This is a genomic window from Leeuwenhoekiella sp. CH_XMU1409-2 (assembly GCF_037029365.1).
Lineage (GTDB): Bacteria > Bacteroidota > Bacteroidia > Flavobacteriales > Flavobacteriaceae > Leeuwenhoekiella > Leeuwenhoekiella blandensis.
The window spans coordinates 16,043-42,660 of the sequence record NZ_JAYMEI010000014.1 but is presented as its reverse complement, the minus strand read 5'-3'; the positions used below and the strand labels follow the sequence as shown (position 1 = coordinate 42,660).

General features: G+C 39.8%; 30 protein-coding genes and 3 tRNA genes. 17 read left to right on the top strand and 16 right to left on the bottom strand.

Annotated features, from left to right (window positions below; translation table 11 throughout):
• Window positions 1-15: 15 nt before the first annotated feature.
• Entirely contained in the window at window positions 16-876 is an 861-nt protein-coding gene (locus WA338_RS14425) for a ChaN family lipoprotein (protein ID WP_009779381.1), read from the bottom strand.
• A 159-nt stretch (window positions 877-1,035) separates the two neighbouring features.
• Between WA338_RS14425 and WA338_RS14420 the strand changes: the two genes are divergently transcribed.
• Both WA338_RS14420 and WA338_RS14415 read left to right on the top strand, forming a co-directional pair.
• The gene (locus WA338_RS14420; protein ID WP_009779382.1) at window positions 1,036-2,154 is read left to right on the top strand and encodes a DEAD/DEAH box helicase; all 1,119 of its coding nucleotides are present in this window, start codon (window positions 1,036-1,038) and stop codon (window positions 2,152-2,154) included.
• A gap of 155 nt (window positions 2,155-2,309) precedes the next feature.
• Entirely contained in the window at window positions 2,310-3,791 is a 1,482-nt protein-coding gene (locus WA338_RS14415) for a T9SS type B sorting domain-containing protein (protein ID WP_336093853.1), read from the top strand.
• On the opposite strand, the gene trxA is transcribed toward WA338_RS14415, so the two are convergent.
• Window positions 3,788-4,084 carry a thioredoxin gene (trxA, locus tag WA338_RS14410; protein ID WP_336093852.1) on the bottom strand — a complete coding sequence of 99 codons (297 nt, stop codon included), beginning with the start codon at window positions 4,082-4,084 and terminating at the stop codon, window positions 3,788-3,790. The genes WA338_RS14415 and trxA overlap by 4 nt on opposite strands.
• Window positions 4,085-4,254: 170 nt before the next feature.
• Between trxA and WA338_RS14405 the strand changes: the two genes are divergently transcribed.
• A complete protein-coding gene (locus tag WA338_RS14405; RefSeq protein WP_336093851.1) occupies window positions 4,255-4,902 on the top strand; it encodes an SDR family oxidoreductase in 648 nt (215 codons plus the stop codon).
• 12 nt (window positions 4,903-4,914) lie between these two features.
• Window positions 4,915-5,409 (top strand): cupin domain-containing protein, encoded by a 495-nt coding sequence (locus WA338_RS14400; RefSeq protein ID WP_272984715.1) that lies wholly within the window; start codon window positions 4,915-4,917, stop codon window positions 5,407-5,409.
• A gap of 97 nt (window positions 5,410-5,506) precedes the next feature.
• Here WA338_RS14400 and WA338_RS14395 read toward each other — a convergent pair.
• The 3 genes from WA338_RS14395 to WA338_RS14385 form a co-directional block, all read right to left on the bottom strand.
• Window positions 5,507-5,589, bottom strand: a tRNA-Leu gene (locus tag WA338_RS14395).
• Between the two features lie 58 nt (window positions 5,590-5,647).
• Window positions 5,648-5,723 (bottom strand) — tRNA-Lys (locus WA338_RS14390).
• Between the two features lie 58 nt (window positions 5,724-5,781).
• Window positions 5,782-5,854, bottom strand: a tRNA-Lys gene (locus WA338_RS14385).
• A 122-nt stretch (window positions 5,855-5,976) separates the two neighbouring features.
• Between WA338_RS14385 and WA338_RS14380 the strand changes: the two genes are divergently transcribed.
• Window positions 5,977-6,495: a shikimate kinase gene (locus tag WA338_RS14380; RefSeq protein WP_009779387.1), complete on the top strand. Its 519-nt coding sequence runs from the start codon at window positions 5,977-5,979 to the stop codon at window positions 6,493-6,495.
• Here the strand turns inward: WA338_RS14380 and WA338_RS14375 are convergent.
• The 3 genes from WA338_RS14375 to WA338_RS14365 are packed head-to-tail and all read right to left on the bottom strand — an operon-like array spanning window position 6,487 to window position 7,962.
• A complete protein-coding gene (locus WA338_RS14375) occupies window positions 6,487-6,990 on the bottom strand; it encodes a phosphoribosyltransferase family protein (protein WP_009779388.1) in 504 nt (167 codons plus the stop codon). The genes WA338_RS14380 and WA338_RS14375 overlap by 9 nt on opposite strands.
• Window positions 6,990-7,589, bottom strand: coding sequence for a methyltransferase (locus WA338_RS14370; RefSeq protein WP_009779389.1), 600 nt, complete (start codon window positions 7,587-7,589; stop codon window positions 6,990-6,992). The genes WA338_RS14375 and WA338_RS14370 overlap by 1 nt, the downstream gene beginning before the upstream one ends.
• The gene (locus WA338_RS14365; protein WP_009779390.1) at window positions 7,579-7,962 is read right to left on the bottom strand and encodes an RNA-binding S4 domain-containing protein; all 384 of its coding nucleotides are present in this window, start codon (window positions 7,960-7,962) and stop codon (window positions 7,579-7,581) included. Before WA338_RS14365 ends, WA338_RS14370 begins: the two co-directional genes overlap by 11 nt.
• Window positions 7,963-8,047: 85 nt before the next feature.
• On the opposite strand from WA338_RS14365, the gene WA338_RS14360 reads away from it, so the two are divergent.
• Window positions 8,048-8,950, top strand: a complete 903-nt coding sequence (locus WA338_RS14360) for an FKBP-type peptidyl-prolyl cis-trans isomerase (RefSeq protein WP_009779391.1) — start codon at window positions 8,048-8,050, stop codon at window positions 8,948-8,950.
• A gap of 81 nt (window positions 8,951-9,031) precedes the next feature.
• On the opposite strand, the gene WA338_RS14355 is transcribed toward WA338_RS14360, so the two are convergent.
• The 3 genes from WA338_RS14355 to WA338_RS14345 form a co-directional block, all read right to left on the bottom strand.
• The gene (locus WA338_RS14355; RefSeq protein ID WP_009779392.1) at window positions 9,032-9,616 is read right to left on the bottom strand and encodes an outer membrane beta-barrel protein; all 585 of its coding nucleotides are present in this window, start codon (window positions 9,614-9,616) and stop codon (window positions 9,032-9,034) included.
• 111 nt (window positions 9,617-9,727) lie between these two features.
• Window positions 9,728-10,681, bottom strand: a complete 954-nt coding sequence (locus tag WA338_RS14350; protein WP_009779393.1) for a transketolase family protein — start codon at window positions 10,679-10,681, stop codon at window positions 9,728-9,730.
• Between the two features lie 86 nt (window positions 10,682-10,767).
• Window positions 10,768-11,613 (bottom strand): transketolase, encoded by an 846-nt coding sequence (locus tag WA338_RS14345; RefSeq protein WP_009779394.1) that lies wholly within the window; start codon window positions 11,611-11,613, stop codon window positions 10,768-10,770.
• Window positions 11,614-11,810: 197 nt separating this feature from the next.
• Here WA338_RS14345 and tgt point away from each other — a divergent pair, with 197 nt between their 5' ends.
• The 10 genes from tgt (at window position 11,811) to WA338_RS14295 (ending at window position 21,236) form a co-directional block, all read left to right on the top strand.
• Complete coding sequence (gene tgt, locus WA338_RS14340) at window positions 11,811-12,941, top strand: tRNA guanosine(34) transglycosylase Tgt (RefSeq protein ID WP_009779395.1); 1,131 nt, start codon at window positions 11,811-11,813, stop codon at window positions 12,939-12,941.
• Window positions 12,942-14,018 (top strand): LptF/LptG family permease, encoded by a 1,077-nt coding sequence (locus WA338_RS14335; RefSeq protein WP_009779396.1) that lies wholly within the window; start codon window positions 12,942-12,944, stop codon window positions 14,016-14,018.
• Complete coding sequence (locus tag WA338_RS14330) at window positions 14,005-14,919, top strand: DMT family transporter (RefSeq protein ID WP_336093849.1); 915 nt, start codon at window positions 14,005-14,007, stop codon at window positions 14,917-14,919. The genes WA338_RS14335 and WA338_RS14330 overlap by 14 nt, the downstream gene beginning before the upstream one ends.
• A gap of 87 nt (window positions 14,920-15,006) precedes the next feature.
• Window positions 15,007-15,960 carry an acetyl-CoA carboxylase carboxyltransferase subunit alpha gene (locus WA338_RS14325; protein WP_009779398.1) on the top strand — a complete coding sequence of 318 codons (954 nt, stop codon included), beginning with the start codon at window positions 15,007-15,009 and terminating at the stop codon, window positions 15,958-15,960.
• Between the two features lie 171 nt (window positions 15,961-16,131).
• Window positions 16,132-17,694 carry a replicative DNA helicase gene (gene dnaB / locus WA338_RS14320; protein ID WP_336093848.1) on the top strand — a complete coding sequence of 521 codons (1,563 nt, stop codon included), beginning with the start codon at window positions 16,132-16,134 and terminating at the stop codon, window positions 17,692-17,694.
• 118 nt (window positions 17,695-17,812) lie between these two features.
• Window positions 17,813-18,418, top strand: coding sequence for a hypothetical protein (locus WA338_RS14315; RefSeq protein ID WP_336093847.1), 606 nt, complete (start codon window positions 17,813-17,815; stop codon window positions 18,416-18,418).
• A gap of 163 nt (window positions 18,419-18,581) precedes the next feature.
• Window positions 18,582-19,766 carry an asparagine synthetase B gene (locus tag WA338_RS14310; RefSeq protein ID WP_442913226.1) on the top strand — a complete coding sequence of 395 codons (1,185 nt, stop codon included), beginning with the start codon at window positions 18,582-18,584 and terminating at the stop codon, window positions 19,764-19,766.
• Entirely contained in the window at window positions 19,766-20,305 is a 540-nt protein-coding gene (locus tag WA338_RS14305; protein WP_336093846.1) for a DUF922 domain-containing protein, read from the top strand. The genes WA338_RS14310 and WA338_RS14305 overlap by 1 nt, the downstream gene beginning before the upstream one ends.
• Window positions 20,306-20,402: 97 nt before the next feature.
• A complete protein-coding gene (locus WA338_RS14300) occupies window positions 20,403-20,612 on the top strand; it encodes a DUF2945 domain-containing protein (RefSeq protein WP_009779402.1) in 210 nt (69 codons plus the stop codon).
• Window positions 20,613-20,618: 6 nt separating this feature from the next.
• Entirely contained in the window at window positions 20,619-21,236 is a 618-nt protein-coding gene (locus WA338_RS14295; RefSeq protein ID WP_009779403.1) for an L-threonylcarbamoyladenylate synthase, read from the top strand.
• A gap of 89 nt (window positions 21,237-21,325) precedes the next feature.
• On the opposite strand, the gene WA338_RS14290 is transcribed toward WA338_RS14295, so the two are convergent.
• The 3 genes from WA338_RS14290 to WA338_RS14280 form a co-directional block, all read right to left on the bottom strand.
• Window positions 21,326-22,156 (bottom strand): OmpA/MotB family protein, encoded by an 831-nt coding sequence (locus WA338_RS14290; protein WP_009779404.1) that lies wholly within the window; start codon window positions 22,154-22,156, stop codon window positions 21,326-21,328.
• Between the two features lie 90 nt (window positions 22,157-22,246).
• Window positions 22,247-23,245, bottom strand: coding sequence for a glycosyltransferase family 2 protein (locus tag WA338_RS14285; protein WP_336093844.1), 999 nt, complete (start codon window positions 23,243-23,245; stop codon window positions 22,247-22,249).
• Window positions 23,242-23,688 (bottom strand): type I restriction enzyme HsdR N-terminal domain-containing protein, encoded by a 447-nt coding sequence (locus WA338_RS14280; RefSeq protein ID WP_040533248.1) that lies wholly within the window; start codon window positions 23,686-23,688, stop codon window positions 23,242-23,244. The genes WA338_RS14285 and WA338_RS14280 overlap by 4 nt, the downstream gene beginning before the upstream one ends.
• Before the next feature lie 102 nt (window positions 23,689-23,790).
• Here WA338_RS14280 and holA point away from each other — a divergent pair, with 102 nt between their 5' ends.
• Window positions 23,791-24,822 (top strand): DNA polymerase III subunit delta, encoded by a 1,032-nt coding sequence (gene holA / locus WA338_RS14275; protein WP_273016442.1) that lies wholly within the window; start codon window positions 23,791-23,793, stop codon window positions 24,820-24,822.
• Here the strand turns inward: holA and WA338_RS14270 are convergent, their stop codons facing one another.
• Window positions 24,823-25,536: a 16S rRNA (uracil(1498)-N(3))-methyltransferase gene (locus WA338_RS14270; protein ID WP_336093841.1), complete on the bottom strand. Its 714-nt coding sequence runs from the start codon at window positions 25,534-25,536 to the stop codon at window positions 24,823-24,825.
• Between the two features lie 2 nt (window positions 25,537-25,538).
• The gene (gene tsaD, locus WA338_RS14265) at window positions 25,539-26,576 is read right to left on the bottom strand and encodes a tRNA (adenosine(37)-N6)-threonylcarbamoyltransferase complex transferase subunit TsaD (protein ID WP_009779409.1); all 1,038 of its coding nucleotides are present in this window, start codon (window positions 26,574-26,576) and stop codon (window positions 25,539-25,541) included.
• Window positions 26,577-26,618: the final 42 nt, after the last annotated feature.

Here is a 26,618-nt window from a genome sequence, read left to right as displayed (position 1 = left end):
GCTTAAAAAGGAGTTCTAATAGGTTTTAGTCATATCTTCATCAATAACGATAATGAAATCAGCTTGATTTAGATAAGCTTCTTCAAGCGTATCGAGGTCTTTTTGAGCAACACTGGTGATGGTGGTATAATTCAATTTAGGCGCTCCGTTTTTGAGATACCACAAGATTCCTTCGTGAAAATCGCTATGAAACGAACCGTTATAATGAATAAAAACCTTGTTTTCTTCTATGTTTTGCAAGATAAAATGTGCCATCGTGGCATCTTTTATAGCTTGAGCCATAACCAGTTTAGGAGAGCCGTGATCTCCCATCATTTTTAAAATTTCTTGATAGCGTGGCAGTTCAGGATCAAAAGCGATAGGCAGCGGAGCAATCCATTCTTTTTCTTCAGAAGGCAAACTGTCTAATACTTCAAAACCTTCTTTGTAAACCATACTGGCATATCTTCGGGGAACATTTGTAGCAATAAATTGTAGGGAATTGTTCTTAGCAAAATCTACCAAGGGTTGATAGTCTGTTTTATGATTTACCCAAAGGCGTGCGGTAGAATCGAGCTGTTTTAAATTGATGCTATCGCTTAAATAAGCATTCAGTTGCTTTTGATTATCTGCCTCGATCATTTCGGCTCCTAGAATAAGTGTTTTGGTAGAAGCCAAATCTTGAGTCACTTCCAATTCCAGCCAATGCGCAATGGGATTGTCGTGCATTTCACCAAATAAGATCACATCTTTTCTGTTATTTAAGGTGTCAAGCATAGCTTGGTAGGTTGTAGGTTTTCCGCTGCTATCAAATAAAGCATAAGCAGGTTTGTCCTGTGCAATAAGCTGAATACTCACAAAAAAGATAACAAGTGGAAAAAGGTAAAGGGCGCGCATAGTGGTGTTTTTGTCGTTTAAAAATACAAGATTTATTGCATCATTTTTTGTGATAGTCAAGATTTAAAAAGAATGATTAATCAATTGTAGATCAAACTTTAGCTATCTGCATTCATTTGGCTACCTGCTTGCGTATCTTTGCAACTCTAAAATCACAGCATGGTACAAAATTTTAAGAGCTTAGGGCTCAACAAGAATTTGATAAAAGGGTTAAATGAACTTGGTATTCAAACACCTACCGAAATTCAGGCTCAAGTGATCCCTTTACTTCTTGAGGGAGCCACGCATCTCGTTGGGCAAGCACAAACCGGTACCGGAAAAACGGCTGCTTATGGTTTACCTATTTTAGAACAGATAAATCCCAATCAGAAAAGTATTCAAGCGTTGATCTTGTGCCCAACGCGAGAGTTGAGTCAGCAAGTGGCCAAACAACTATTCAAATTCACAAAATACACAGATAAAATTTTTACCGAAGCCGTCTATGGAGGTGAAAAAATAGACATTCAGATCAAGAATCTTAGTCGGCCTACTCAGATTGTCGTGGCTACTCCCGGCCGATTGATCGATCTGTTGAGTCGTAAGGCAATCGATCTTTCTCAGGTAAATACCGTAGTGCTTGATGAAGCAGATGAAATGCTAAGTATGGGCTTCAAGCAACAATTAGATGATATTCTGAGTCATTTGCGTAATGTAGAGAACAAATGGTTGTTTTCGGCAACAATGCCACACGGGATCAAGCAAATTGTAAATCAACACATGGCAGAAGATGCACATCGCATTCAGATAAGCCGCGATGTGGTTAATAAAAATATTGAGCATAAATTTTTGCAATGCGAAGAGGTTGATAAACTTCCGATTTTATTAGATTTTCTAAAAACTAAAAAGGGAGAGCGCGGTATAATCTTTTGCAAAACTAAAGCGGCTACCGCAAAACTAGCTAAGCAGCTTATAGCAAAAAATATCGCTGCAGAAGCTCTGCAGGGCGATATGTTACAAAAAGAACGCGATAAAGTTATGCGTGCTTTTAAAAATGAAAGCTTACGCGTTTTGGTAGCTACCGATATTGCTGCACGTGGTATTGATGTTCAGGATTTAACGTTTGTTGTGCATTATCAAATGCCAGATCAGGAAGAATATTACACACACCGAAGCGGTCGTACGGCCAGAGCAGGTAAAGAAGGACTTTCGTTAGCATTGGTGACTTCAAAAGAATTACGCATTTTAAGGAGTTATGAGAAGGCGTTGGGAATTGGCATTAGTGAAATTCGTGCTAAATAGGTACGGATTCCGCAAGTTGTAGTTTGTCAACTTGTTTATAGTATATTTAGGAGTTATTACTCTCGTTAATGTTTTATAAAAGTTTATTAGTCCTAGTTGTTGTGCTTTCTAGCTTTCATGCTAAAGCGCAAAGCGTTAATTCGGCATATCTCTGTATGTCTGACGGATCGATTGTTTTAGCTGATTTTGACACTTGTAGTGTGCAGGATGTAGTTACTCAAAATAACTATCTGCTTGGTGATATAGCCGAAGGCGATACCCCAACCTCTTTATACGGTGTAGACTATTCCAATATTTACACTATAGATTTGATTGCTCAAGAAATGCGGCCACTGGGAGCGCTTAGCTTTATAGGCACTAGCGGGGCTTATTTAAACTCTTTGGTTAGAGAATCTGAAGGTACGCTACTCGCGGTTTCTGGTGACAGCACAGGTTCTTTATATCGAATTGACGTACAAAACTTAACAGCAACACTTTTAGGCGCAACAGGTTATGCTTCAGCCGGAGATCTTACTTTTTATGAAGGCGAACTCTTCTTATCGGCAACCGGGGGTGGTTTAGTGCGTGTGGACATCGAAAATCCTTCTTCAAGCGAATTGATAGGTTCAATGAATGCCGGAGGTTTTGCAGATATTTTTGGTGTGGTTACCGTAATACAGGGAGATCCTTGTGCGGGAGACGTAAATTATGAAATGATCGCTACCGGTGGTAGAGACACACGCGTTGTTGATGTGACTACAGGTGCGACTTCTGCGCTTTGTTCAAATCTTTTTTCAGGAAGAAGCATTTTTGGTGCTGCCGAAGTGACTGTGGCTACTTTGTGTCAGTTAAATTTAGAGTTGAATGCGGTGAGCCCGGTATGTTCTGGAGAAACGCTAACTGTAGAAAGTACGGTAGATCCTAATGAAGCAATAGGGACTTTTACGTATGAATGGTATGAAGTGGGAAGTTCTCAGGTATTGAGCACTCAGCCTAATTTTACGGCGACTTTTGACCGTACTACGGTTTTAGAATGCGTGGTAACCGATGCAGACCGAGTAGCGCCTTATCAAACCGCACGTGCTGAAATTACAATAGAAGTTACACCGTCTCCGGTTATTGATGCAATCGAAGATGTGGTAGCCATTGATACGTTTACACTTCCTGAAATTACAGGTGAAGCCATTCCTGATGCAATGGTTTTCACAAGTGAAGCTTTGGGCGAGGGTACAGTCTATAGACCAGGTGAGCAAATTACAATTGCTGATTTTTCTAGTTTTCCTATACGTTTGTATATGTATGCCGAAAATGAATTAGGGTGTAGTGTTCAGGAGTCCTTCGAGCTTATGATCTACAGTGCCGAAGATGTTACCGACTTAGGGAGGTTTTTAATAGATGCGCCTGCGTTTTTTACACCCAACGGAGACGGCTATCACGATTTATGGAGTATTGGTTTTCAAGAAAATGTAATGCTGGATGAGGTTTCGATTTACGACCGCTTCGGGAAATTGCTCAAGCGTTTAAATCCAAATAATTTGAATTGGGATGGCAGGTATAACGGTGTCGATATGCCTAGCAATGCGTATTGGTTCAATATTAAATACCGGTATGAAGAGCGGCAATTAGAATACCGAGGGCATTTCACTTTAAAGCGTTAATGATTTGCGATCACATTTTTAATATCAGCACGGCTAAGCACACCGCTTTGGCGCCACACTTGTTTGCCGTTTTTGAAAAGCATTAACGTGGGTACACCGCGCACCTGAAATTTTTGAGCTAAAGTTTGATTCTTGTCAACATCTACTTTAACGATTTTTACCTTTTCGCCTAAATCCTTTTTCACATCTTCAAGAATAGGCGCAAGCGTTTGGCATGGTCCACACCACGTCGCAAAAAAATCGATTAGCACAGGAATTTCAGAATCTGTAAGGTTGCCAAAACTTGTTTTCATATCGCAAAATTAGGAGTAAAGAGCCAAATTAGAAAAGCCTTTAACGACATCTTAATACTATGCTAAGATAGGGCGTTTGCAGCGTTAAATGCCGTTAATCTATGCGCAGCCTTTGGCGGTAGTTAATAACTTGAACTTTAATAAAAATTCAATCTATTAAAACGATAAATATGGAGACCAGCAAAGAAAATGTTTTAGTTGCCGGTGCAAACGGTACAACAGGAAAATTGATAGTAAGCTATTTGAGAGAATCACAATATTATAATCCTGTAGCTATGGTACGCAAACAAGAACAACAAAAACAGTTTAAGATTCAGGAGGTTGATACGGTACTTGGTGATCTGGAGAAAGATCTTTCTCGTGCAGTTAAAGGAATTGACAAAGTTATTTTTGCAGCAGGTTCAGGCGGGCATACAGGGCCTGATAAAACTATTGATGTTGATCAGGAAGGAGCAAAAAATCTAATCGATGAAAGTAAAAAAGCAAATGTCAAAAAGTTTGTGATGCTTAGTGCGATCAATGCAGACAATCCTGAAAGTAGCGATTCCCTAAAGCATTATTTAGAGGCTAAACGAAATGCTGATAATTTTTTAAAAAATAGCGGTCTAAACTACACAATTGTGCGTCCCGGAGCTTTGACTAATGAAGCTGGAACACGCAAGATTGAAGCGGCTCTAGATGTGGAGCGAGGAGAAGTTACAAGAGACGATGTTGCTTACACCTTAGTTCACGTGCTCAACGACGATGTTGCCCAGAATGCTACTTTTGAAATGATCGAAGGGGATCAGAGAATAGAGGACGCAATTAAAGAATTTTAAAACCACGCAACTATGAATAGAAAATACATTGCAATTTACGTTACTGTTTTATTGTTAACCATGTTTTCCTGTGTAGAAAGCAAGCAAAAGGAGGCCGAAGTAGAAACAGAAGAGCAAGCTGAAACACCGATTTTTGAAAAAGGAAATCTTACTTCAAAAGAAAAATTTGTCGGTGATGTTTATATGAATTTATTGGTTCCCGAAGATTCAACCTATACTACAAAATCAGGTAGTGTTACGTTTGAAGCAGGATCGCGTACCAACTGGCATTACCATCCCAGCGGTCAAATTCTAATGATAACTGAAGGAACAGGATATCACCAGATCGAAGGTCAGGTTAAAGAAATTATTGCTAAGGGAGATGTGGTTAAGGTGCCAAAGAATGTAAAACACTGGCGCGGTGGTTCAAAAGAAGAGGCTATGACGCATATTTTTGTGATTCCAAATACCGAAATGGGAGCTTCAGTATGGTTTGAGCCTGTAAGCGATGAAGAGTTTTCTGAGTAGCAATTACAAGTATTTCTGCATTCTAAAAACAGAAATAAACTCGATATAAAAGAAAAAGCCAGTGAATTTGAGTTCACTGGCTTTTTTAGTTTAGTTGTACCCGGGATGGGACTTGAACCCACACGTACGAAGTACACACGGCCCTCAACCGTGCCTGTCTACCAATTTCAGCACCCGGGTCTGTTTAATTCAAAATTACTATAAAATAAAACCAGATGGTAAAATCTGGTTTTAATTTTGGTGACTTGGCTGGGGCTCGAACCCAGGACCCTCTCCTTAAAAGGGAGATGCTCTACCAACTGAGCTACCAAGTCTGGTAAAAAAGCTTCTAAAAAACAAAACCAGACGTCAAAATCTGGTTTATGTTGCTTGTGACTTGGCTGGGGCTCGAACCCAGGACCCTCTCCTTAAAAGGGAGATGCTCTACCAACTGAGCTACCAAGTCTTTCCTTAAATGCGGCTGCAAATATACATCCATTTTTTTAATCTACACAAGCCTTTTTGTGATAAATTTGAATAAAATTGCAGAAGCTTCGATAGGCTTTTGAAAATCAGTATTTTTTAAGAATGAAAATTTATTTAATCGGCTATATGGGCTCAGGGAAATCTACTTTAGGTAAGATTTTGGCTCAGGAACAGGATATGAATTTCATCGATTTTGATGATTTTCTAGAAGAAAAGGAAGGTAAATCCATCTCGGAGATCTTCAATGAGCAGGGTGAGATTTATTTTAGAAAAAAGGAAGCCCTTTATTTACAAGAACTTTTACAAGGATATGATAATAGTGTTATAAGTCTTGGTGGAGGGACTCCTTGTTATGGTGACGCGATGCAACGCATCAATGAAGCAGAAGGAACTTCGGTTTATATCAACGTTCCGGTAAAAGAACTTGCAAGCCGCTTATGGTCACAACGGGAACATCGCCCGGTATTGAAGCATCAGGATACGCCTGAAAAACTCGAGGAATTTGTGCGTAAACACCTTTTTGAACGCAGCTTTTACTACAACCAAGCAGTAGTAAAAATAATGGTGAAGGAGCAAGGTGTAGACGAACTCATAAAAGCCTTAAAGACTAAGTTATTCTAAGATAGCAGAATCTTGCTCTGGTTTAAAGCGCACTTTTACCCGCTCATTTAATGAGGTGCTTAAAGAAATCCCTTTAAAGTCAGCTTTTACAGGATATTTCTTGTGATTTCTATTGACTAGAACTGCAGTTTTGAATTGTTTCAGAGGAACATCAAGAAAATGCTTAACACCGTAAATTAAAGTAGTTCCAGAGTTTAAAACATCGTCAATAAGTACGAGTGATTTATCTTGATAGTCGGCAGGATCAAGAGAGGTGGTTACCGTGCCTTGTGGTGCTGTTTTGTTCATTTTTACTTTGCACAAAACACATTTTAGATCAGAAACTTCTTCAAGAATCACCTTGAGACGCTCTGCGATAACATAGCCGTTTTGAACCACCCCGGCGAGAATAATTTCTTTTTCGTCAACATTGCTTTCGTAGATTTGATACGCAATGCGGCGTATTTTATTTTGAATGTCTTGGTGATCTAAAATGGTTAGCACTTCGGTTTTCATCAGGATTCTTGATTTGATTTTTCAAAGATAAAAAAGAGTTCGTTGCCCAATCGTGGTTTTATCGAATTATAACAGGCTTCTAATGTTTTGATGTTGAAGTATTCTGAAAACAACTTCTTGTATTCCTCAGAGCTGCCACCAAACGGAGGGCCTTTTTCCGTGAGCGGAAAATTAAATAAAACTCCGCTAATCTTTCCTGAATCTTTAAGTAAAGAAGCTGCATGCGCAGCATAATCGGGTCTTTTATCAGGTTCTAAAGCACAGAAAAAAGTTTGTTCTAAAATAAGATCATAGGAGGTGTGATGCTCAAAAAAATCCCCTTCGATAAGTTGGTAAGCTGTAGTATCTGGTAAGGCTTTTTTTAACTGAGTCAACGCCGATACAGATAGATCAATAACGTCTACATTTTTAAAGCCTTGCTGCGCCAGATAACGTACTTCGTGACCGTAGCCGGCTCCCGGAACAAGAATTTGAATGTTCTTATCATCGATCTGGTCTATGTATTCTTTCAGCGGTGTAGAAACCGAACCGATATCCCAACCTGTTTGCTGGTTTTGATAACGGTCTTCCCAATACAATTTGTTTAAATCAGTTTTCAAAAAAGTCGTCTTTTTCGTAGAAATCATCTAGGTCGCGACGGTCTTTCTTGGTAGGACGTCCGGTACCTTTTTTGCGATAATAGTCTTTAGAATATTTGAGTAAATCTAATTTTTCAAGATTTTCTGCAGGAGTTTTGTCAACATAATACAAACCAACCAATTTAGCACCAACACGGCTTGGTGGGTGGTCTAAAACCTCAATAATATAATTCACTTGATTCTTTCTAATTTGAATCGTATCTGAAGGAAAAACTTCTCTAGAGGGTTTAACTGCAACATCATTTATTTTTACCTGTCCTTTTTTACAGGCATTTGTAGCGATAGAACGGGTTTTAAAGTACCGCACACACCACAAATATTTATCAACACGCATAATCTATTGCTTTAAAGCTCGTTTTTAACAACACAAAAATAGCGTAAAATTGTATCTTGCGCGACCTAAAAGCAACATGATGACTATGATGAGAAACATATTTTTGGCTGCAATGGGCCTAGTATTTTTTATCTCTTGTAAAAACGATGATGACAATACCGTAGAAATTGAGGTGCGTGATCGGGGGGAAGTGCAGGTAGAAAGTTCGGCAAATTTGACCGCCTATTTAGATACTCATTTTTATAACTACGAGGAGTTTGAAACACCACCTGCAGATTTTGATTACAAAATACGCTTTGATACGATAAGTGGTGATAATGCAGACAAGACGCCGCTTTCTAGTCAGGTCATTACCCGCCAATATACTTTTGAAGAAACAGAGTACGAGCTTTACATTTTAAAAGCACGTGAGGGCGAGGGTGTTCAACCTACATTTGCAGATTCTACGTTCTTAAATTATGAAGGTCGTGTAGTAGGTGGCAATCGTTTTGATGTTGCAATTTCTCCGGTTTGGTTTGATTTATCTCAAGTTGTTTTTGGTTTTGCAAATGGGGTTAGTGAATTAAAAGCAGGAACTCAGTTTACTCAAAATGCTGACGGAACTTTTGACTTTGGAAATGACTATGGAATAGGGGCTGTTTTTATTCCAAGTGGTTTAGGATATTTTAACGGGTCAGGACCTGGCTTTGGTTCGTATTCAGATTTGGTATTTACCTTTGATTTGTTTCGTGCAGTAGAGGACACCGATAATGACAGAGATGGAGTACCTAACTGGATGGAAGATATTAACGGAAATAATTATGTAAACGAATTAGGAGATGATACCGATGGAGATCGCGTTCCTAATTATTTGGATACTGATGATGACGGTGATGGGACGTCTACCCGAGAAGAAATAAATTTAGATGAAGATGGTAATTTAGTTTTACCATTTCCAGATAGCGACAATGACGGAACTCCAGATTACTTAGATCCTGAGATTAGTTAAATGCTATACATATCACATAAAAGAAAAGGCCCGTTATCAACTTGATAACGGGCCTTTTTTATTTCAACAATTGTGCGACTATTATAAATTAAGCGAAAGGCTTAAGATCAATTGATCGGGTCTTGTGTCAATACGATCCCCTCTAGTGATAATGCCATTATTATCTAAGAACTCAGCTTCATTGTCTCCAAAACCACGCTCATAGCGTAAATCAATTCCAAGTTTGCCTAAAGCTAAACCTGCGCCGATATTCAAACCTACCGTAAAGTCGTTTTTAACATCACCTAGCGTAATCCCATCATATTCTGTATCTAGAATATATTGAAATGCAGGACCTGCAAAAACCTGTAAAGGACCTAAAACTTCAAGTCCAACAAGAACGGGTAGATCTAGCTTTTGCATGCTAAAATCGTCATCCTCGTAGGTTGAATTAAGTTTGGTGTACACAAGTTCTGGTCTGATATAAAGTTTTTCTCCGGCACGGCCAAAAACTCCAACGTGATATCCTATGTCACTGCCTGGATCTTTATAAGCATTTTCCGCAGAGACTGTAATGTCTCCTGTGCCTCCGTAGTTAAGCCCGGCTTTAATACCAAAACCCGGATCTGATTGCGCGTGTGCAAACGACACGACTAAAAATAAAATTCCTAAAAATGTTCTTTTCATAACGGTTAAGTTGTGCCCTGTTAAGAGCGGTTTAAATAAATTTAATCAATTACGATCGATTTATTCTAGCCGATAGAAGTAAACATTTTTAGGAATCTAGTATAAAAGTGCTTACTTCTTAGCTAGCACTCTATTAACGGCTTCTACTATAGATTTAGTATTAAGACCGTATTTTTCCATAAGTTGAGCAGGCGTACCGCTCTCTCCAAAAGTATCGTTGGTTGCTACAAATTCCTGATAAACAGGATCGTTTTTAGCAAGTAAACCAGATACACTCTCACCAAGACCACCTAGGTAATTGTGCTCTTCACAGGTTACTACGCAACGGGTTTTCTTAATTGAATTTAGAATCGCTTCATCATCAAGCGGCTTGATGGTGTGAATGTTGATCACTTCGGCTTTGATTCCTTTTTCTTCAAGTTCTTCGGCAGCTTCTAGTGCGTGCCATACCAAATGACCGGTTGCAAGAATAGTTACATCAGAACCTTCCACAAGGTGTAATGCCTTACCAATTTCAAACTTTCCGTCAGCTTCGGTAAAGTTAGGAACGCTAGGTCTACCAAAACGTAAATAAACCGGACCTTCGTGATCTGCAATCGCGATGGTAGCGGCTTTAGTTTGGTTAAAATCACAAGGATTGATCACAGTCATTCCCGGTAACATTTTCATAAGACCTAAATCTTCTAGAATCTGGTGAGTCGCACCATCTTCTCCTAACGTAAGACCAGCGTGAGAAGCACAAATTTTTACATTTTTACCCGAATAAGCAACGCTTTGACGTATTTGATCGTAAACACGACCAGTAGCAAAGTTTGCAAATGAAGTAGCGTAAGGTATTTTTCCGCCTATAGTCATACCGGCAGCCATACCAATCATATTAGCTTCTGCAATACCGGTTTGAAAAAAGCGCTCTGGGTGATTCTTAGCAAAGTCGTTCAATTTTAAAGATCCGGTAAGGTCTGCACAAAGGGCAACAACATCTTCATGAGTTTTTCCCAGTTCGTCCATACCTGCACCAAAACCAGAACGAGTATCTATATTTCCTGAATTTGTGAATTTTTTCATATTTCTGACCCCATTTTATTCAGTAATGAGTAAAATATATTCGGGGTAATTTTTAAGGTTAATAGTTTCTTTTTGATGGGTACCAATTAGTAGTCGCCTAAAGTCTCAGGGTTTTGAGCTAGTGCTTTTTCTAATTGCTCATCATTAGGAGCTTTACCGTGCCACGCGTGACCATTCATCATAAAGTCAACACCGTGTCCCATAATGGTATGTAATAAGATACAAACAGGTTTTCCTTTACCGGTGCGTGATTTTGCTTCATTAAGACCAGCGATAATCGCTTCGATATCATTTCCTTTTTCAACGTCTAAAACATCCCAGCCAAAAGCTTCAAATTTAGCTTTAACGTCTCCCATATTTAAAACGTCATCCGTACTACCGTCAATTTGCTGACCGTTTAAGTCAACTGTTGCAATAAGGTTATCTACTTTATTACCAGCAGCATATAAGATCGCTTCCCAGTTTTGACCTTCTTGCAATTCACCATCACCGTGAAGGGAATAAACAAGACTGTCATCACCATTGAGTTTTTTGGTTTGAGCAGCACCTAAAGCAACACTCATTCCTTGTCCTAATGATCCTGACGCGATGCGAATTCCCGGAAGTCCTTCGTGCGTAGTAGGGTGTCCTTGCAGACGAGAATCTATTTTTCTAAACGTGTTTAATTCTTCAACCGGAAAATAGCCAGAACGAGCCAAAACGCTGTAAAATACCGGTGAGATATGACCATTAGACAGGAAGAATAGATCTTCGTCTTTTCCGTCCATATCAAAACCTTCTTTACGTTTCATTACTTCTTGGTATAAGGCTACAAAAAATTCTGTACAACCTAAAGAGCCTCCCGGATGCCCAGAACTCACTTGGTGTACTTGCCTTACGATGTCTCTTCTTACCTGAGAGACAAAATCTTCTAATTGTTTTGTGTTTGGCATTTTGATTAAGTTAAAATTTGATTTTCAAAAATACCCATTTTAGACAGGTATTACAATCAATAACCCATATATTACTAGTCTTTTAAGGAAATTTAAGAAGTTTTATATTTTAAGTGTAAAATCCGCACTTATTATGCGGGATTTGCAGCAAACACTATCTATTAAATAGTTTTATCTTTGCCGCTCTAAATTATACTATGCAATTTAATCTTGTTACAAAAGACGCTGCCAGCAAGGCACGTGCAGGAGCAATAACGACAGATCACGGAACCATTGAAACCCCCATTTTTATGCCGGTGGGAACTGTTGCTACCGTTAAAGGGGTGCATCAACGTGAGCTTGAGCAAGATATAAATCCAGACATTATCTTAGGAAACACCTATCATTTATACCTAAGACCACAAACCGAAATTCTCGAGAAGGCAGGTGGGTTGCATAAATTTATGAATTGGGACCGAAACATTCTTACCGATAGTGGTGGTTACCAAGTGTATTCGCTTTCAGCAAATAGAAAGATCAAAGAAGAAGGTGTCAAGTTTAAGTCACACATCGATGGCTCATTTCATATGTTTACGCCAGAACGGGTGATGGAAATTCAGCGAAGTATCGGGGCCGATATTATTATGGCTTTTGATGAATGCACGCCCTATCCTTGCGATTATAATTATGCAAAACGTTCTATGCATATGACGCATCGCTGGTTGGATCGATGTATTGATCATTTGGCCAAGACGCCGGTGAAATATGGTTATGATCAGGCGTTTTTTCCTATTGTTCAGGGAAGTACGTATAAAGATCTACGGAAGCAATCTGCAGAATATATAGCCAATTCAGGCGCGGTAGGTAATGCCATTGGCGGACTTTCGGTAGGGGAGCCTGCGGAAGAGATGTATGCGATGACCGAAATTGTGACTGATATCCTTCCGGAAGATAAACCGCGTTATTTGATGGGTGTGGGAACTCCAATCAATATTTTAGAAAATATTGCGTTAGGTGTAGATATGTTTGACTGTGTGATGCCTACGCGTAATGGCCGTAACGGAACCTTGTTTACCCAACACGGAACCATAAATATTAAAAATAAAAAGTGGGAAGATGATTTTTCTCCCTTAGATCCAGACGGAACGACCTGGGTGGACACCGCGTATTCTAAAGCTTATGTAAGACATTTATTTAGTGTAAATGAGATTTTAGGCCGTCAAATAGGTACGATTCACAACCTTGGCTTTTATATGTGGCTGGTGCGAGAAGCGCGTAAACATATTATTGCAGGTGATTTTTATACCTGGAAAGAAAAAATGGTAAAACAAATGGATAAGAGACTCTAGATGAAAATCCTAGATTGGTACATACTTAAGCGTTATCTGGGTACTTTTATCACGATGCTCTTGTTGTTTATCCCTATTGGGATCACGGTAAATCTGGCAGAGAAGATCGATAAGATGCTGGCCAATGAGGTGCCGTTTGTAGAGATCGCACTGTATTATCTAGATTTCACCATCTACTTTGCAAACCTGCTGTTTCCGTTATTTTTATTCTTATCGGTAATTTGGTTTACTTCAAAGCTGGCAAACAATACCGAGGTTATCGCTTTTTTAAGTAGTGGTGTTTCGTTTTATAGATTTTTGAGGCCCTACCTTATCGGGGCAACAATCGTATGTGTTGGCGCTTATATTTTAGGAACTTATCTGGCACCTGCGGCGAGTCAGGGTTTTAATGAGTTTACCTATGAATATCTCAAAAATGGTAAAGCAGCCCGTGAAACCCGAAACGTATATCGGCAGATTAACGATAACGACTACATTTATGTAAGCCGCTTTACGCCTTCGAGTAAAATGGGGCAAAACTTTACATTAGAGCATTTTGAGAATAACACCCTTCAGTATAAAATACAAGCGCGAAGCATTGTTTACAGACCAGAGGATACCTTGTACCGTCTTAATGGTTACAAAAAAAGAATTGTGGGCAAAGAAGGTGATATTTTAATTTCAGAACCTAAATTAGATACCTTGTTTTCGTTTGATCTTGAAGATTTAACGCCGCTTGAATATATCGCTGAAACCCTAACGACACCGCGATTGAGAGAGTTTATAGATAAAGAGCGAGCCAGAGGTTCTTCTGCAATTAATAGGTACGAGGTGGTGCTGTACAAACGCTACAGTTTGCCGGTGAGCGCCTATATTTTGACCATTATTGCAGTCGCAGTTTCTTCTATGAAGCGCCGTGGTGGAATGGGAATCAACCTAGCCTTGGGGATTTCTCTAGCGTTTATTTTTATCTTCTTTGATAAGGTTTTTGGTACTATTTCAGAGCAATCTGACTTTTCTCCTATGGTAGCCGTGTGGCTGCCTAACGTGCTTTTTGGTATCTTAGCCATATATCTTCTCAACCGTGCAAAACGATAGTCTTAAAAGTTACTTCCATTTTCACATCATTGTGTTTATTTGGGGGTTTACGGCAGTTCTGGGTGCTTTGATCAGTATTGGGGCAACGGCATTGGTTTGGTACCGTATGCTCATTGCTTCGATAGTCATTTTTGGCTACATAAAATTTAAAGGGATTTCGCTCAAGGCGAAAGGCAAAACGATTTTAGGTCTGGCAGGTGTGGGAGTTCTTATCGCTTTGCATTGGTTAACCTTTTTTGGTGCGGTTAAAATCGCAAATGTTTCGATCACTTTGGCGATGATGAGCACAGGAGCTTTTTTTACGAGTATTTTAGAACCTATTTTTTATAAACGGAAATTGATCTGGTACGAGCTCGTTTTTGGCTTGCTTGTAATTTGTGGTTTGTATCTCATTTTTGAAGTAGAAACGCGTTATACTGAAGGAATTATTGTCGCGCTTATTTCTGCATTGCTAGCTGCGTTGTTTACGCTATTCAATGGCAAGTTTGCAAAAAAGCACAATTCTGTGATGATTTCTTTTTATGAATTACTCACCGGAGCCTTGTTTATTACCGTTTTTTTGGCGCTTAGCGGAACGTTTGATACTTCCTTTTTTCAATTACAGCAAATGGATTGGGTGTATCTCTTGATACTTGCGACCGTTTGTACTGCATATGCGTTTATCGCTTCGGTAAAAGTGATGAAACATTTAACGCCATACACCATTATGCTCACCACAAATATGGAACCCGTGTACGGAATCATCCTCGCTTTTCTCATTTTAGGCGATGCCGAACAAATGAATACCGGCTTTTATCTGGGCGCAATACTCATTTTATGTACCGTAATTTTAAACGGAATTTTAAAAAATGCCCGTAGACGCAAGGCTGCACGCGCATTAAAGAATTTAGAAACAAATTAAAAAATAGACCGGCTAAAAACCGATAAGGGTTTGGGAGAAGCTTTTTAAAACCTTTATATTTGTCAGCTAACTAAAATTTTCCCCTAAATGGAATATTTAGAATTTGAACAACCCATTAAAGAGCTAGAAGAACAACTTCAAAAATGCTCGCTTATAGGAGAGGAAAGTGATGTAGATGTCACCAACACCTGTAAGCAAATTGAGAAAAAACTCAACGATACCAAGAAGGAGATTTATAAAAATCTTACACCTTGGCAGCGTGTACAGTTGTCACGTCATCCTAACAGGCCCTATACTTTAGATTATATCAAAGCGCTTTGTGGCGATACCTTTCTAGAGCTTCACGGCGATCGCAATGTTAAAGATGACAAGGCGATGATAGGTGGTTTGGGTAAAATAGGGGATCAAAGTTTTATGTTGATCGGTCAGCAAAAGGGCTTCAATACTAAGACACGTCAGTATCGTAATTTCGGTATGGCAAATCCTGAAGGTTACCGCAAAGCATTACGCCTAATGAAGAGCGCAGAGAAGTTTAATCTTCCCGTGGTATGCTTCATTGATACTCCGGGAGCTTACCCTGGTCTTGAAGCTGAAGAGCGTGGGCAAGGAGAAGCTATTGCGCGTAATATTCTTGAGATGACACGTCTTAAAGTGCCCATCATCGTTGTGATCATAGGTGAAGGAGCAAGTGGCGGCGCCTTAGGTATAGGTGTTGGAGATAAGGTGTTGATGCTTGAAAATACATGGTACTCTGTGATCTCACCAGAATCGTGTTCTTCGATCTTATGGAGAAGCTGGGAGTTTAAAGAGCAAGCAGCAGACGCATTGAAGCTTACCGCAAAAGATATGAAGAAGCAAAAGCTTATTGATGAGATCGTAAAAGAACCATTAGGGGGAGCACATAGCGATCGAGAAGCGACCTTCTCTACAATAAAAGAAGAGATTTTAAAAGCATTTAATGAGTTCAAAAACTTATCACCAAAAGATTTGGTTGAAAAGCGTATGGATAAATACTCAAATATGGGGGTGTTTAAAGGTTAAAACAGTTAAACATCACTTGCGACAAAATTCCGGAGATTTGCTCTCCGGTTTTTTTTTATGCTTGTTAACAAGAATATTTAGTTATCAACATGCTATTTGTTAACTTATGGTGGATAACCACAGCTGCAAAAAGTTGAACCCGCCTTAACAAATTTTTTACATTCGTCCTCTATGGAAAATCTGCAGACAAAACCTAATTATATCAATCCTAAAAAAGACGTGATCTCCCTTGAGCGTGGTAAATTACCACCTCAAGCTATTGATTTAGAGCAAGTTGTTTTAGGTGCGATGATGATTGATAAAAAAGGGGTTGATGAAATTATAGATATTTTAAGCCCTGAAGTTTTCTATAAAGATGCTCACCAACACATTTATGATGCGGTTCGTGCCTTGTTTGAAAATGGGGAGCCTATTGACTTATTAACGGTTTCTCAGCAGTTGAAGCAAATGGGAAAATTGGATCAAGCTGGCGGGGACTATTATTTGATTCAATTAACGCAAAAAGTATCCTCATCAGCGCATATTGAATACCACGCTCGTATTATTCTTCAGAAGTACATTCAGCGTAGTCTGATCAAAATTTCTAACGAAATTATCGAAGAAGCTTACGATGAGACTACAGATGTATTCGACCTACTCGACAACGCCGAGAGTAAACTTTACGAAGTAACTCAAGGTAACATCAAGCGTAGTTCTGAAACGGCGCAAAGTTTGGTAATTCAAGCAAAAAAGAAAATTGAAGAGATTTCAAATAAAGAAGGACTTTCAGGTATTCCATCCGGTTTTGATCGTCTTGATAAATTAACCTCGGGCTGGCAGGCGAGTGACTTGATCATTGTTGCAGCACGTCCTGGTATGGGTAAAACGGCACTTACGCTCTCCATGGCGCGTAATATTGCGGTAGGTCAGGGAATTCCCGTGGCGTTTTTCTCGCTGGAGATGGCTTCGGTACAGTTGATTACGCGTTTGATCTCTTCAGAAACCGGACTTTCCTCAGAAAAGCTACGTACCGGTAAACTTGAAAAACACGAGTGGGAGCAGCTTAACGTCAAAGTAAAGAGCTTAGAAAAAGCACCTTTGTTTATTGATGATACGCCTTCGCTTTCCATCTTTGATTTGCGTGCAAAAGCGCGTCGTCTGGCTTCGCAACACGGGATCAAAATGATCATTATCGATTACTTGCAGTTGATGACCGCAGGAGGTAGTCAAAAAGGTGGAAACCGGGAACAGGAGATCTCGATGATCTCGCGTAACCTTAAAGCACTTGCAAAAGAATTGATGGTGCCGGTAATCGCACTATCACAGTTATCGCGTGCGGTAGAAACGCGTGGTGGGAGTAAACGACCGCTGCTTTCTGACCTCCGTGAATCGGGTGCGATCGAGCAGGATGCCGATATTGTATCCTTTATTTATCGTCCGGAATATTATAAAATTGATGAGTGGGATGATGAAGAGCGCAGCCCAACAGAAGGTCAAGCCGAGTTCATCATTGCAAAACACCGTAACGGTGGATTGGAAAACATCAGGCTGAAGTTCTTAGGACACCTTGGTAAATTTGACAACCTTGATGACTTTAGCACTCCGTACCAGTTTGAGTCTGCGATGAATCAAAATGCTGCGGCTAACGATGATACCTTTACTCCAGACAGTTTCCCAACGCCTGATCAGGCATTTGGAAGCTCGATGAATGATGGTGGTTTTGATAAGGGTGGAGAAGATGAGGTTCCATTCTAGAATCTAAAGAAAGATATTAGAAAAGGAAGTCAGTTTTGACTTCCTTTTTTTATGGAATCAAGTCTTAAACTAAAGCAACCTTTTGCATAAATTCCATCTTAAAGCTAAATGATACTTTATGAAAAGTAAGTTTCTAGTAATATTCGCCATCAGCTTGATATCGTATGTCGCCAAAGCTCAATTTGCAGAAAAGAACTGGGCCTATTTTAGTTTAGGAGGTGTAGTGGGGTCGCATCTAGGAGTTTCGGTGAGTGCAGATTATGTATACGATAATAAATATTCATTAGAAATTGGCTGGGAACAATATATTAGGTCTTCACAGAATAAACCTGATGATTTTTCGTCGGGACTGGTAAATTTATTTCTGTTGAATTTATTTGAACCTTTCGAGCAGAGTGATATGGTTCAACTCCAAGGGGGAAGAGTCTTTATTTTGAATGAAAAGAAAAGTATTCGACTAAATATTATGGGAGGATTGGCTTTTACATCAATTAAAGATGCATTTGATTTTAGAGTTGTAGATTCGCCCTTTCTAACTGATAATTACACATATGAATACAGTAAGCGTAATACTATAAGTTTATTATTTTCCCCACGAATAGAGTTTGCAACTGCCTATTATGGTCTAAGTTTATCCCCCAAATTCATATATAATAAAGATATAATCTATTTTGGATTAAGTCTTAATCATATGATTGGCGTTCTGAGGCCAAAATCTGAATAGCAATAAATATACTAGGCATAGTCTTTGAATCGTTGTAACTTCAACAGCGTAAAATACAAGACTTTTGAGATTGAAATCATACTTTTTATTTAGACGTTTCTGGCTGTCGCTTTGTTTTAGTTTTTTTATTGTTCCGGCATTCGCTTCCTATGTTTTGATTCCTATGGATGCCGAAAGTCAAAAGGAACATCTAAAAGCCTACGGAATCACGTATTGGACGCTCAACCAGCAGCAAAAAGTAAAATGGTTGCTCAATTATCGTGGGGGTGCATTTTTACTTCCGGATACCGGAGCACTCCAAAAAGAATGTATGATTCGCGGGGTGTCGTTTGAAGTTTTAAGCGATGCAAAAACCGAAGCTATTCTGGCAGAAATCGAGAGTCCGTCCCAAAATATGGAGGCGATCGTTTTGGAGAAAGCGCCCAAAATCGCGGTATATACGCCAGATGGTTCGGTGCCCTGGGATGATGCCGTGACTATGGTTTTAGAATATGCTGAAATTCCTTATACCAAAATTTACGACCGGGAAGTATTGGCAGACGAACTCGTGCTTTATGACTGGTTGCATCTGCACCACGAAGATTTTACCGGTCAGTACGGGAAATTTTATGGATCCTACAGAGCGACTTCTTGGTATATCGAAGAAAAGAAACAAGCTGAAGCCTTAGCTACAGAATTAGGTTATGATAAAGTCTCTCAAGAAAAACTAGCCGTGGCAACAAAGATCAGTGATTATGTCATAGGCGGCGGTTTTATGTTTGCGATGTGTAGCGCGACCGATAGCTTTGATATTGCGCTTTCGGCAACGGGTGTTGATATCTGCGAGCCGATGTTTGACGGAGATGCTTCAGAAGCAAATTATCAAGCTAAAATCAGCTACGACCGCACCTTTGCCTTTACCGACTTTACACTGGTCAAAAATCCGCAACAATATGAATTCAGCAGTATAGATACCACGCCTTTTCGTAGAGTTCCCGCAGACACCGATTATTTTAGTCTCAAGGAATTTTCAGCAAAATGGGATCCGGTGCCTACAATGCTTTGTCAAAACCACACAGCTTTGGTTAAAGGCTTTATGGGGCAAACCACAGCCTATAATCCGGAAGAGATCAAAGCCAATGTTTTGGTGCTGGGAGAGAATAAAGCCAACGGCGAAGCACGTTATATACACGGTGTAAAAGGGAAGGGCTTTTTTACCTTTTACGGCGGTCACGATCCTGAAGATTATCAGCATCGTGTAGGAGACCCTAAAACCGAATTGAAATTGCATCCTACAAGCCCCGGCTATCGTTTGATTTTGAATAACATTTTGTTTCCCGCAGCTAAAAAGAAAAAGCAAAAAACCTGATGAAACCGCTTGTTCTTGTAGGATTTTGCCTCTTTGTTTTATTTGGCTTTCAGCGAAAATCTGCCCGTATGCCGTGGCGCGATGGACATACGTTGAGCTGGTCTGATTTTCAGGGATTACCTTCAAAAGGCAGCGCGTTTTCAGCCAGTTCTAATACTGGCATCAGTCATCGGTTTACGATTAAAAGCACCGGGATTATTGATAAATCCAAATCGATCATTAAGGCCAATTTCTATCCGAAACTGTCATGGTATAAACCAGAACTTATTGATGAATTTACCTTAAAGCACGAGCAAACGCATTTTGATATTTCTGAAGTGCATGCGCGAATGTTTCGCAAAGCGTTAGCCGAATTTCACTTTACTCGTAACTCAAAAGCAGAAATTCAGAAAATCTATAAAAAGATTGAAAGCAGCCGGCGCAAAATGCAAAGTCAGTTTGATGCCGAAACCGAACACTCCGTAAACCGGGAGGCTGAGAGGTTGTGGGAAGCAAAAGTGCTGGCTTTACTTCATAAGTATCAACCTTGGGCGGGCTGAAACGCTTAATTTTAAGTTTTCTTATGCAGTGCACGTTAATCTTCTGTTAGAAAATTATGGTTTCCTTCGGTTCTCATCTAACTTTAAAAGAAAAACTATGATACGAGAAGGAAGTACTGTAAAATGGAAATGGGGTAACGGGACTGCAACCGGTGAGGTTAAGGAGTCTTATTCTAAAGAAATTACCAAAACTATTGATGGTAGTGAAATCACCCGAAAAGGAGAACAAGGAAATAAAGCACTTTTAATTAAACAGGAAGATGGTTCTACTGTTTTAAAATTAGAAAGCGAAGTAGAGAAAGCATAACAGCTAATGGCAGAGTTTATAAAACTTTATGATGAAAACCCAAGCGAGCGCGAGATCAAGCGCATTGTTGAGGTTTTAAAAAATGATGGGGTGATCATTTACCCTACAGACACGGTTTATGGTTTAGGTTGTGATATTACAAGCAACCGGGCGCTCGAACGTGTTGCACAATTGCGTGGAGTGAAATTAGCAAAGGCAAATTTTTCATTCATCTGTGAAGATCTGAGTAATCTTTCAGATTATGTGCGGCAGATAGATACGCCAACGTTCAAATTGTTAAAGCGCGCATTGCCGGGACCATATACTTTCATTCTTCCGGGAAACAACAACTTACCTACTGTTTTCAAGAAAAAGAAAACCGTGGGAATACGGGTGCCAGATAATAACATTGCACGCGCAATTGTGAGTCATCTTGGCAATCCTATCATTTCAACTTCAATTTATGATGAAGATGATGTGATCGAATATACCACAGATCCTGAATTAATTCTGGAAAAATGGGATAAGCTTGTAGATGTTGTGATTGATGGTGGTTATGGAGGTAATATTCCGTCTACCGTGATTGATTTGACCAGTGGCGAGGCGGTTGTATTAAGAGAAGGAAAAGGGGAACTTACCATTTAAATACAAATCCTAAATAGAAAACCCTTTGATGAAAGCAATAAAAAACCCGGTCGCAAGACCGGGTTTTAATATTTTAAAACTAACTGTTCTTAGTTTTTAGGCATTCCTTCTTCAATCATTTTGTAGAATTGGTCTAGCTTAGGAAGAACAACAATACGTGTTCTACGGTTACGCGCACGACCTTCTGCAGTATCGTTGCTAGCTAGAGGCACGTAGTAACTTCTACCTGCTGCAACCATACGCTCTGGTGGTACACCAAACTCTTCTTGAAGAATACGTACTACACTTGTTGCACGCTTCACACTAAGATCCCAGTTATCTTCGATTACAGAAGTGCTGATAGGCTGGCTGTCTGTATGACCTTCTACCATAAACTCGATGTCTGGCTTGTTTTTAACTACAGTAGCGACTTTACCAAGAACTTCTTTAGCACGGTTGGTTACATCCCAACGACCACTGTTGAATAAAAGCTTATCTGAGATAGAAACATAAACCACACCTTTCTCAACATTGATCTCGATGTCTTCATCGTTTAAGTTACCTATAGCTCCTTTTAAACTTGTAACAAGTGCAAGAGTTACAGAATCCTTACGGTTCATCGCATCACGGAAAGCTTTGATCTGAAGATCTTTTTCTTTCATTTGCTCAAGAGACTTTTCTAAGTTCTCAGCACCTTTTGCTGAAAGTGTAGTTAAATTTCCTTGAGTATTGATGAGATTATTATTCGCGTTTCTAAGATCAGTGATTTGCTCTTTCATCGTTTCACTTTGTGCTAAACAAGCATTAAGTTTAACGGTAGCTGTATTAAGCATATCCTGCGTTTCTTTTTGTTTAGCCTCTAATGCCGCATATTTCTTCTGAGATACACAAGAGGAAAGAAGTACCAGCGCTGATGCCGATACAATCATTAATTTTCTCATAATTTTAGTTGTTATCTTTAATTTTTAGTAACGTCAAATTTATTAAAATTAGTGCCCAATTGCCCAACCTTAACAATACTTTAAATTTTGTTAAAATAGGTCGGTGTAGTGCTTCTTTTGCCGTATGAAATACGCCCAGACAATAGATTTGACTTTGGCGTAAGGTCCACTTCCGGCGGTATGACTACGAGTTTTAAGCAGTTTTGGGGTTTGGGCATAAAAATTGAAATGCGCTTGCAGCACCGCTGTAAAATGCTTCAGTTTTCCTTCAGCTAAAAATTTAAAAGCGGCGATCCCGTCGAGACACATTCGCGTAAATAGAATAGGGTAGACTTTAAATCCGGCTACATTTTTAAGCAAAAGCATCAAGTTGTTTCTAAAATTCAAGTAGGTCTTTTTCGGATTCATTTGTTCTAGAGTAGCTCCACCTAAATGAAACACAGTACTCTTTCCAATACATTGAATAGAATATCCTAAATTCTTGATCCGCCAGCATAGGTCGATTTCTTCTTGGTGCGCAAAGAAGTTTTCGTCTAGCGCGCCGGCTTCCCAAAAAACGGACTTGCGCACCGCTAGACAAGCACCGCTTGCCCAGAATAGTTCTGTAGTGTCGTCATATTGGCCAGCATCTTCTTCACAAGTGTCAAAAATACGACCGCGACAAAAAGGGTATCCCAGAGAATCGAGAAATCCTCCGGCGGCACCCGCATATTCAAAATGGTTTTTCTTTTTTAAGTCTAAAAGTTTTGGCTGTGCAGCACCCAAATTTTTATCGCTTTCAAAAGCCTTGATCATAGGTTCTAACCATCCGGGAGTCGTTTCTATATCACTATTCATCAGGATGAAAAGTTCTTCTTCCAGATGTTGAAGCGCATCATTATAACCTTTAGCATAACCGCCATTTGAAGTATTCTGAATGATCTTTACCTGCGGAAATTCAGCTTGTACAAAAGAGACAGAAGCATCGGTTGAAGCATTATCGGCGACGTAAATGCTTGCTAAATGCGCGCTGTGTTTGATGACACTGGGCAAAAATTCTTGAAGCAGTTTTTTACCGTTCCAGTTGAGTATGACGATGGCTGTTTTCATAGGCTGTAAACCGGGATATCTCTTAAGAAGATATATTTTTTAGCTTCATAATCCATTTGACAATAGTAGTGGTTGAGACCGTTGGTAACCATTAAATATTCAGCTTTTACCGCAAGATTATAGCGCGCGATCTGGTCAAAAGTCTCTTGTGTGATTTTAACCTTAGGCGCTTTACATTCAATAATTAGAAAAATACTTCCGTCAGGATTAAAAATAACCCCATCATAACGCTTTGAGGTGTTGTTGATCTTTAATTCTTTCTCAACATTTATAAGCGATAACGGGTATTTATAAACGCTCAAAAGATGTTTTACCACGTGTTGGCGTACCCATTCTTCAGGGGTGAGCACCACAAATTTTTTACGAATGGGGTCAAATATAAGCGGTTTATTTTCGCTACTTTTGAGCCTGAAGGCATATGGAGGAAAATTCAATTCTTGCATCGTTTCAAAGGTAATCAACCTTCGGAATTTTTAGGCCTGCATCAGTTTTAAAACTTCGTCCCCATCGGGATAAGCATATAAAAAAAGAGATTCAATACAACCTTGGTAGAAGAAGTTACACGCATTGTAAAGGATATTAAAAAAGGCAATCTAAGACCTATTTATTTTTTAATGGGAGAAGAACCTTATTATATAGATCAGCTTGCAGATTATATTGCAGATAATGTGTTGACCGAAGAAGAAAAAGGCTTCAATCAAATGGTGCTTTACGGTCGTGATGTTTCTCTTGATGATGTGTTGTCACAGGCCAAACGTTTCCCGATGATGGCAGAGCGTCAAGTGGTGATCGTAAAGGAAGCTCAGGATATGTCACGCGAAATTCTGTCGCAACCCGATAAAAGCAAGAACAAACTTGAGGCTTACGCCGAAAATCCGCAGCCTACTACCGTTTTGGTGTTTTGCTATAAGTATAAAAAGCTCGACAAGCGCAAACGTGTGTATAAAGAAATCGCTAAGAGCGGACTCATCTTTGAAAGTAAAAAGCTGTATGAGAATCAAGTAGGCGATTGGATTCGTCGTGTGATGTCTGGCAAAGGCTACACCGTAGAACCCAAAGCCGCGCATATGCTCGTAGAATTCCTTGGTACCGACTTGTCAAAGATCAATAACGAATTAGAAAAACTTCGACTAATTCTTCCCGAAGGCAGCACGATCACACCACTTGCGGTAGAAGAAAATATCGGGATCAGTAAAGACTTTAACAACTTTGAGTTGCAGCGCGCCATTGGTGAGAAAGATGTGGTGAAAGCGCATCGTATCATCAATTATTTTAGTCAGAATCCTAAGGATAATCCTATGGTCGTGACTATTGCTTTGCTTTTTAGTTTCTTTCAAAATTTATTGATCTATCACGGTTTGCCGAGTAAAGACAAAGGCACCGTCGCAAAAGCGCTTAAAGTGAATCCTTATTTTGTAAGTCAGTATGTAGATGCGGCGCGTAACTACCCAATGAAAAAAGTGAGTCACATCGTTAATTTATTACGTACGGCTGATGTAAAAAGTAAAGGTGTGGGCGCTTACAATCTTTCGCAGGGAGATTTGCTCAAAGAACTTTTGGTGCAAATAATGTCTTAGTTAAACTTCGTTTACAAAGGCAACACTGTGCGTGGCTACGATCGCAGCAGTCTCGGTGCGCAAACGGCTTTCTCCAAGCATTACAGGACTGAATCCTACTTGAATCGCTTGTTGGATTTCGCTTGGCGAAAAGTCTCCCTCGGGACCTATCAAGATCAAAACGTTTCTTTTAGGCTGAAGTTTTTGCTTCAGTGAAAATCTGTTGGTTTCTTCGCAATGCGCGATAAAGCGATCTCCGTTGAAAGTTTTTGTAGTCTCTAAAAACTCACTGAAGGATTGCGCTTCATTCAGTTTAGGAATATGCGCTTTCAACGACTGTTTCATCGCACTTTGAATGATGCGCTCGTAGCGCTCTTCTTTAATGACCTTGCGCTCGCTATGATCGCAAATGATAGGTGAGATTTCAGAAATTCCTATTTCCGTCGCTTTCTCGAGAAAAAGCTCAAAACGATCATTCAACTTTGTTGGCGCAACAGCCAAATGTAAATGATAGGGTAGTGGCTGTTCTGAGGTTGCTTCTAAGATCTTAACCGTACAGTTTGACGGACTTGCCGAAATGATTTCAGCCTTAAAAAAGTTTCCGCTTCCGTTAGTGATATCCAGCACGTCACCGGTACGTTTGCGCAGTACTTTTACGATGTGCTTGCTCTCGTCTTTAGGAAAAGTTGCTTCTTTAGCTTCTGCAGCAATTTCAGGATGATAAAAGAGTTGCATACTTAGATTTTAAGTCGTGATTGCGCCATTACTTGAGTATCGGTGTAACCGGTTTCGGCAAGGTTTTCTTCTAAATATTTAAGGTAGCCCACAATCCCGATCATAGCAGCGTTGTCTGTGGTATATTCAAATTTGGGCACAAAAGTTTTCCAGCCATATTTTTGTTCAGCTTCTTTAAGTGCTTTGCGAATCCCGCTATTGGCTGAAACGCCACCGCCGATGGCAACGTGTTTGATTCCGGTTTGTTTTACCGCTTTCTTGAGCTTATCCATCAAGATATTGATAATCGTATACTGAATGGAAGCACAAATATCATTCAGATTTTTATCTACAAATTCAGGATCTGCAGCGATCTCTTTCTGATAAAAATATAAAACAGCAGTTTTAAGTCCGCTAAAGCTGAAATCAAGCTCGCCTACTTTTGGCTTGGTGAATTTATACGCTTTAGGATTTCCCAGTTGCGCGTACTTATCGATCAAAGGTCCACCGGGATAAGGCAGGCCAAGAATTTTGGCGCTTTTATCAAAAGCTTCACCTACAGCATCGTCTAAGGTTTGGCCAATGACGGTCATTTCAAAATAGCTGTCAACCCGAACAATTTGCGTATGTCCACCGGAAATCGTCATTGCTAAAAACGGAAACTCGGGTTTGTCATAACCTTCTTCTTCAATAAAATGTGCAAGAATATGCGCTTGCATATGGTTCACATCGATCAACGGGATGTCTAATCCCATCGCAAGAGATTTGGCAAAAGAGGTTCCTACGAGTAATGAGCCCATAAGTCCGGGACCGCTGGTAAAAGCGACCGCATTAAGCGCTTCTTTTTTTACATTTGCCTTGCGCAACGCCTCGTGCACCACAGGAACAATATTTTGCTGATGTGCGCGTGATGCCAGCTCAGGAACAACACCGCCATATTGCTCGTGAACAGCCTGACCCGCCACAACATTTGCAAGGGTTTTGTCGTTGTGAAGCACAGCAGCCGCTGTATCGTCACAAGAAGATTCTATAGCAAGAATATAGGTGTTATTTTTTGACATTAGGTCGCTAGGTATAGGGAATGTTAATGTACTTTTACCCAA

Coding starts and splice junctions, on each gene's coding strand:
- WA338_RS14400 (WP_272984715.1), top strand. CDS start 4,915: ATGAATAGAAAATACATTGCAATTTACGTTACTGTTTTATTGTTAACC.
- WA338_RS14305 (WP_336093846.1), top strand. CDS start 19,766: ATGAAACCGCTTGTTCTTGTAGGATTTTGCCTCTTTGTTTTATTTGGC.
- WA338_RS14280 (WP_040533248.1), bottom strand. CDS start 23,688: ATGCAAGAATTGAATTTTCCTCCATATGCCTTCAGGCTCAAAAGTAGC.
- WA338_RS14295 (WP_009779403.1), top strand. CDS start 20,619: ATGGCAGAGTTTATAAAACTTTATGATGAAAACCCAAGCGAGCGCGAG.
- WA338_RS14335 (WP_009779396.1), top strand. CDS start 12,942: ATGAAAATCCTAGATTGGTACATACTTAAGCGTTATCTGGGTACTTTT.
- tgt (WP_009779395.1), top strand. CDS start 11,811: ATGCAATTTAATCTTGTTACAAAAGACGCTGCCAGCAAGGCACGTGCA.
- WA338_RS14350 (WP_009779393.1), bottom strand. CDS start 10,681: ATGAAAAAATTCACAAATTCAGGAAATATAGATACTCGTTCTGGTTTT.
- WA338_RS14345 (WP_009779394.1), bottom strand. CDS start 11,613: ATGCCAAACACAAAACAATTAGAAGATTTTGTCTCTCAGGTAAGAAGA.
- WA338_RS14365 (WP_009779390.1), bottom strand. CDS start 7,962: ATGCGTGTTGATAAATATTTGTGGTGTGTGCGGTACTTTAAAACCCGT.
- WA338_RS14270 (WP_336093841.1), bottom strand. CDS start 25,536: ATGCAACTCTTTTATCATCCTGAAATTGCTGCAGAAGCTAAAGAAGCA.
- dnaB (WP_336093848.1), top strand. CDS start 16,132: ATGGAAAATCTGCAGACAAAACCTAATTATATCAATCCTAAAAAAGAC.
- WA338_RS14315 (WP_336093847.1), top strand. CDS start 17,813: ATGAAAAGTAAGTTTCTAGTAATATTCGCCATCAGCTTGATATCGTAT.
- WA338_RS14360 (WP_009779391.1), top strand. CDS start 8,048: ATGATGAGAAACATATTTTTGGCTGCAATGGGCCTAGTATTTTTTATC.
- WA338_RS14325 (WP_009779398.1), top strand. CDS start 15,007: ATGGAATATTTAGAATTTGAACAACCCATTAAAGAGCTAGAAGAACAA.
- WA338_RS14355 (WP_009779392.1), bottom strand. CDS start 9,616: ATGAAAAGAACATTTTTAGGAATTTTATTTTTAGTCGTGTCGTTTGCA.
- WA338_RS14380 (WP_009779387.1), top strand. CDS start 5,977: ATGAAAATTTATTTAATCGGCTATATGGGCTCAGGGAAATCTACTTTA.
- trxA (WP_336093852.1), bottom strand. CDS start 4,084: ATGAAAACAAGTTTTGGCAACCTTACAGATTCTGAAATTCCTGTGCTA.
- WA338_RS14415 (WP_336093853.1), top strand. CDS start 2,310: ATGTCTGACGGATCGATTGTTTTAGCTGATTTTGACACTTGTAGTGTG.
- WA338_RS14425 (WP_009779381.1), bottom strand. CDS start 876: ATGCGCGCCCTTTACCTTTTTCCACTTGTTATCTTTTTTGTGAGTATT.
- WA338_RS14375 (WP_009779388.1), bottom strand. CDS start 6,990: ATGAAAACCGAAGTGCTAACCATTTTAGATCACCAAGACATTCAAAAT.
- WA338_RS14300 (WP_009779402.1), top strand. CDS start 20,403: ATGATACGAGAAGGAAGTACTGTAAAATGGAAATGGGGTAACGGGACT.
- WA338_RS14310 (WP_442913226.1), top strand. CDS start 18,582: ATGGATGCCGAAAGTCAAAAGGAACATCTAAAAGCCTACGGAATCACG.
- tsaD (WP_009779409.1), bottom strand. CDS start 26,576: ATGTCAAAAAATAACACCTATATTCTTGCTATAGAATCTTCTTGTGAC.
- WA338_RS14290 (WP_009779404.1), bottom strand. CDS start 22,156: ATGAGAAAATTAATGATTGTATCGGCATCAGCGCTGGTACTTCTTTCC.
- WA338_RS14405 (WP_336093851.1), top strand. CDS start 4,255: ATGGAGACCAGCAAAGAAAATGTTTTAGTTGCCGGTGCAAACGGTACA.
- WA338_RS14285 (WP_336093844.1), bottom strand. CDS start 23,245: ATGAAAACAGCCATCGTCATACTCAACTGGAACGGTAAAAAACTGCTT.
- WA338_RS14420 (WP_009779382.1), top strand. CDS start 1,036: ATGGTACAAAATTTTAAGAGCTTAGGGCTCAACAAGAATTTGATAAAA.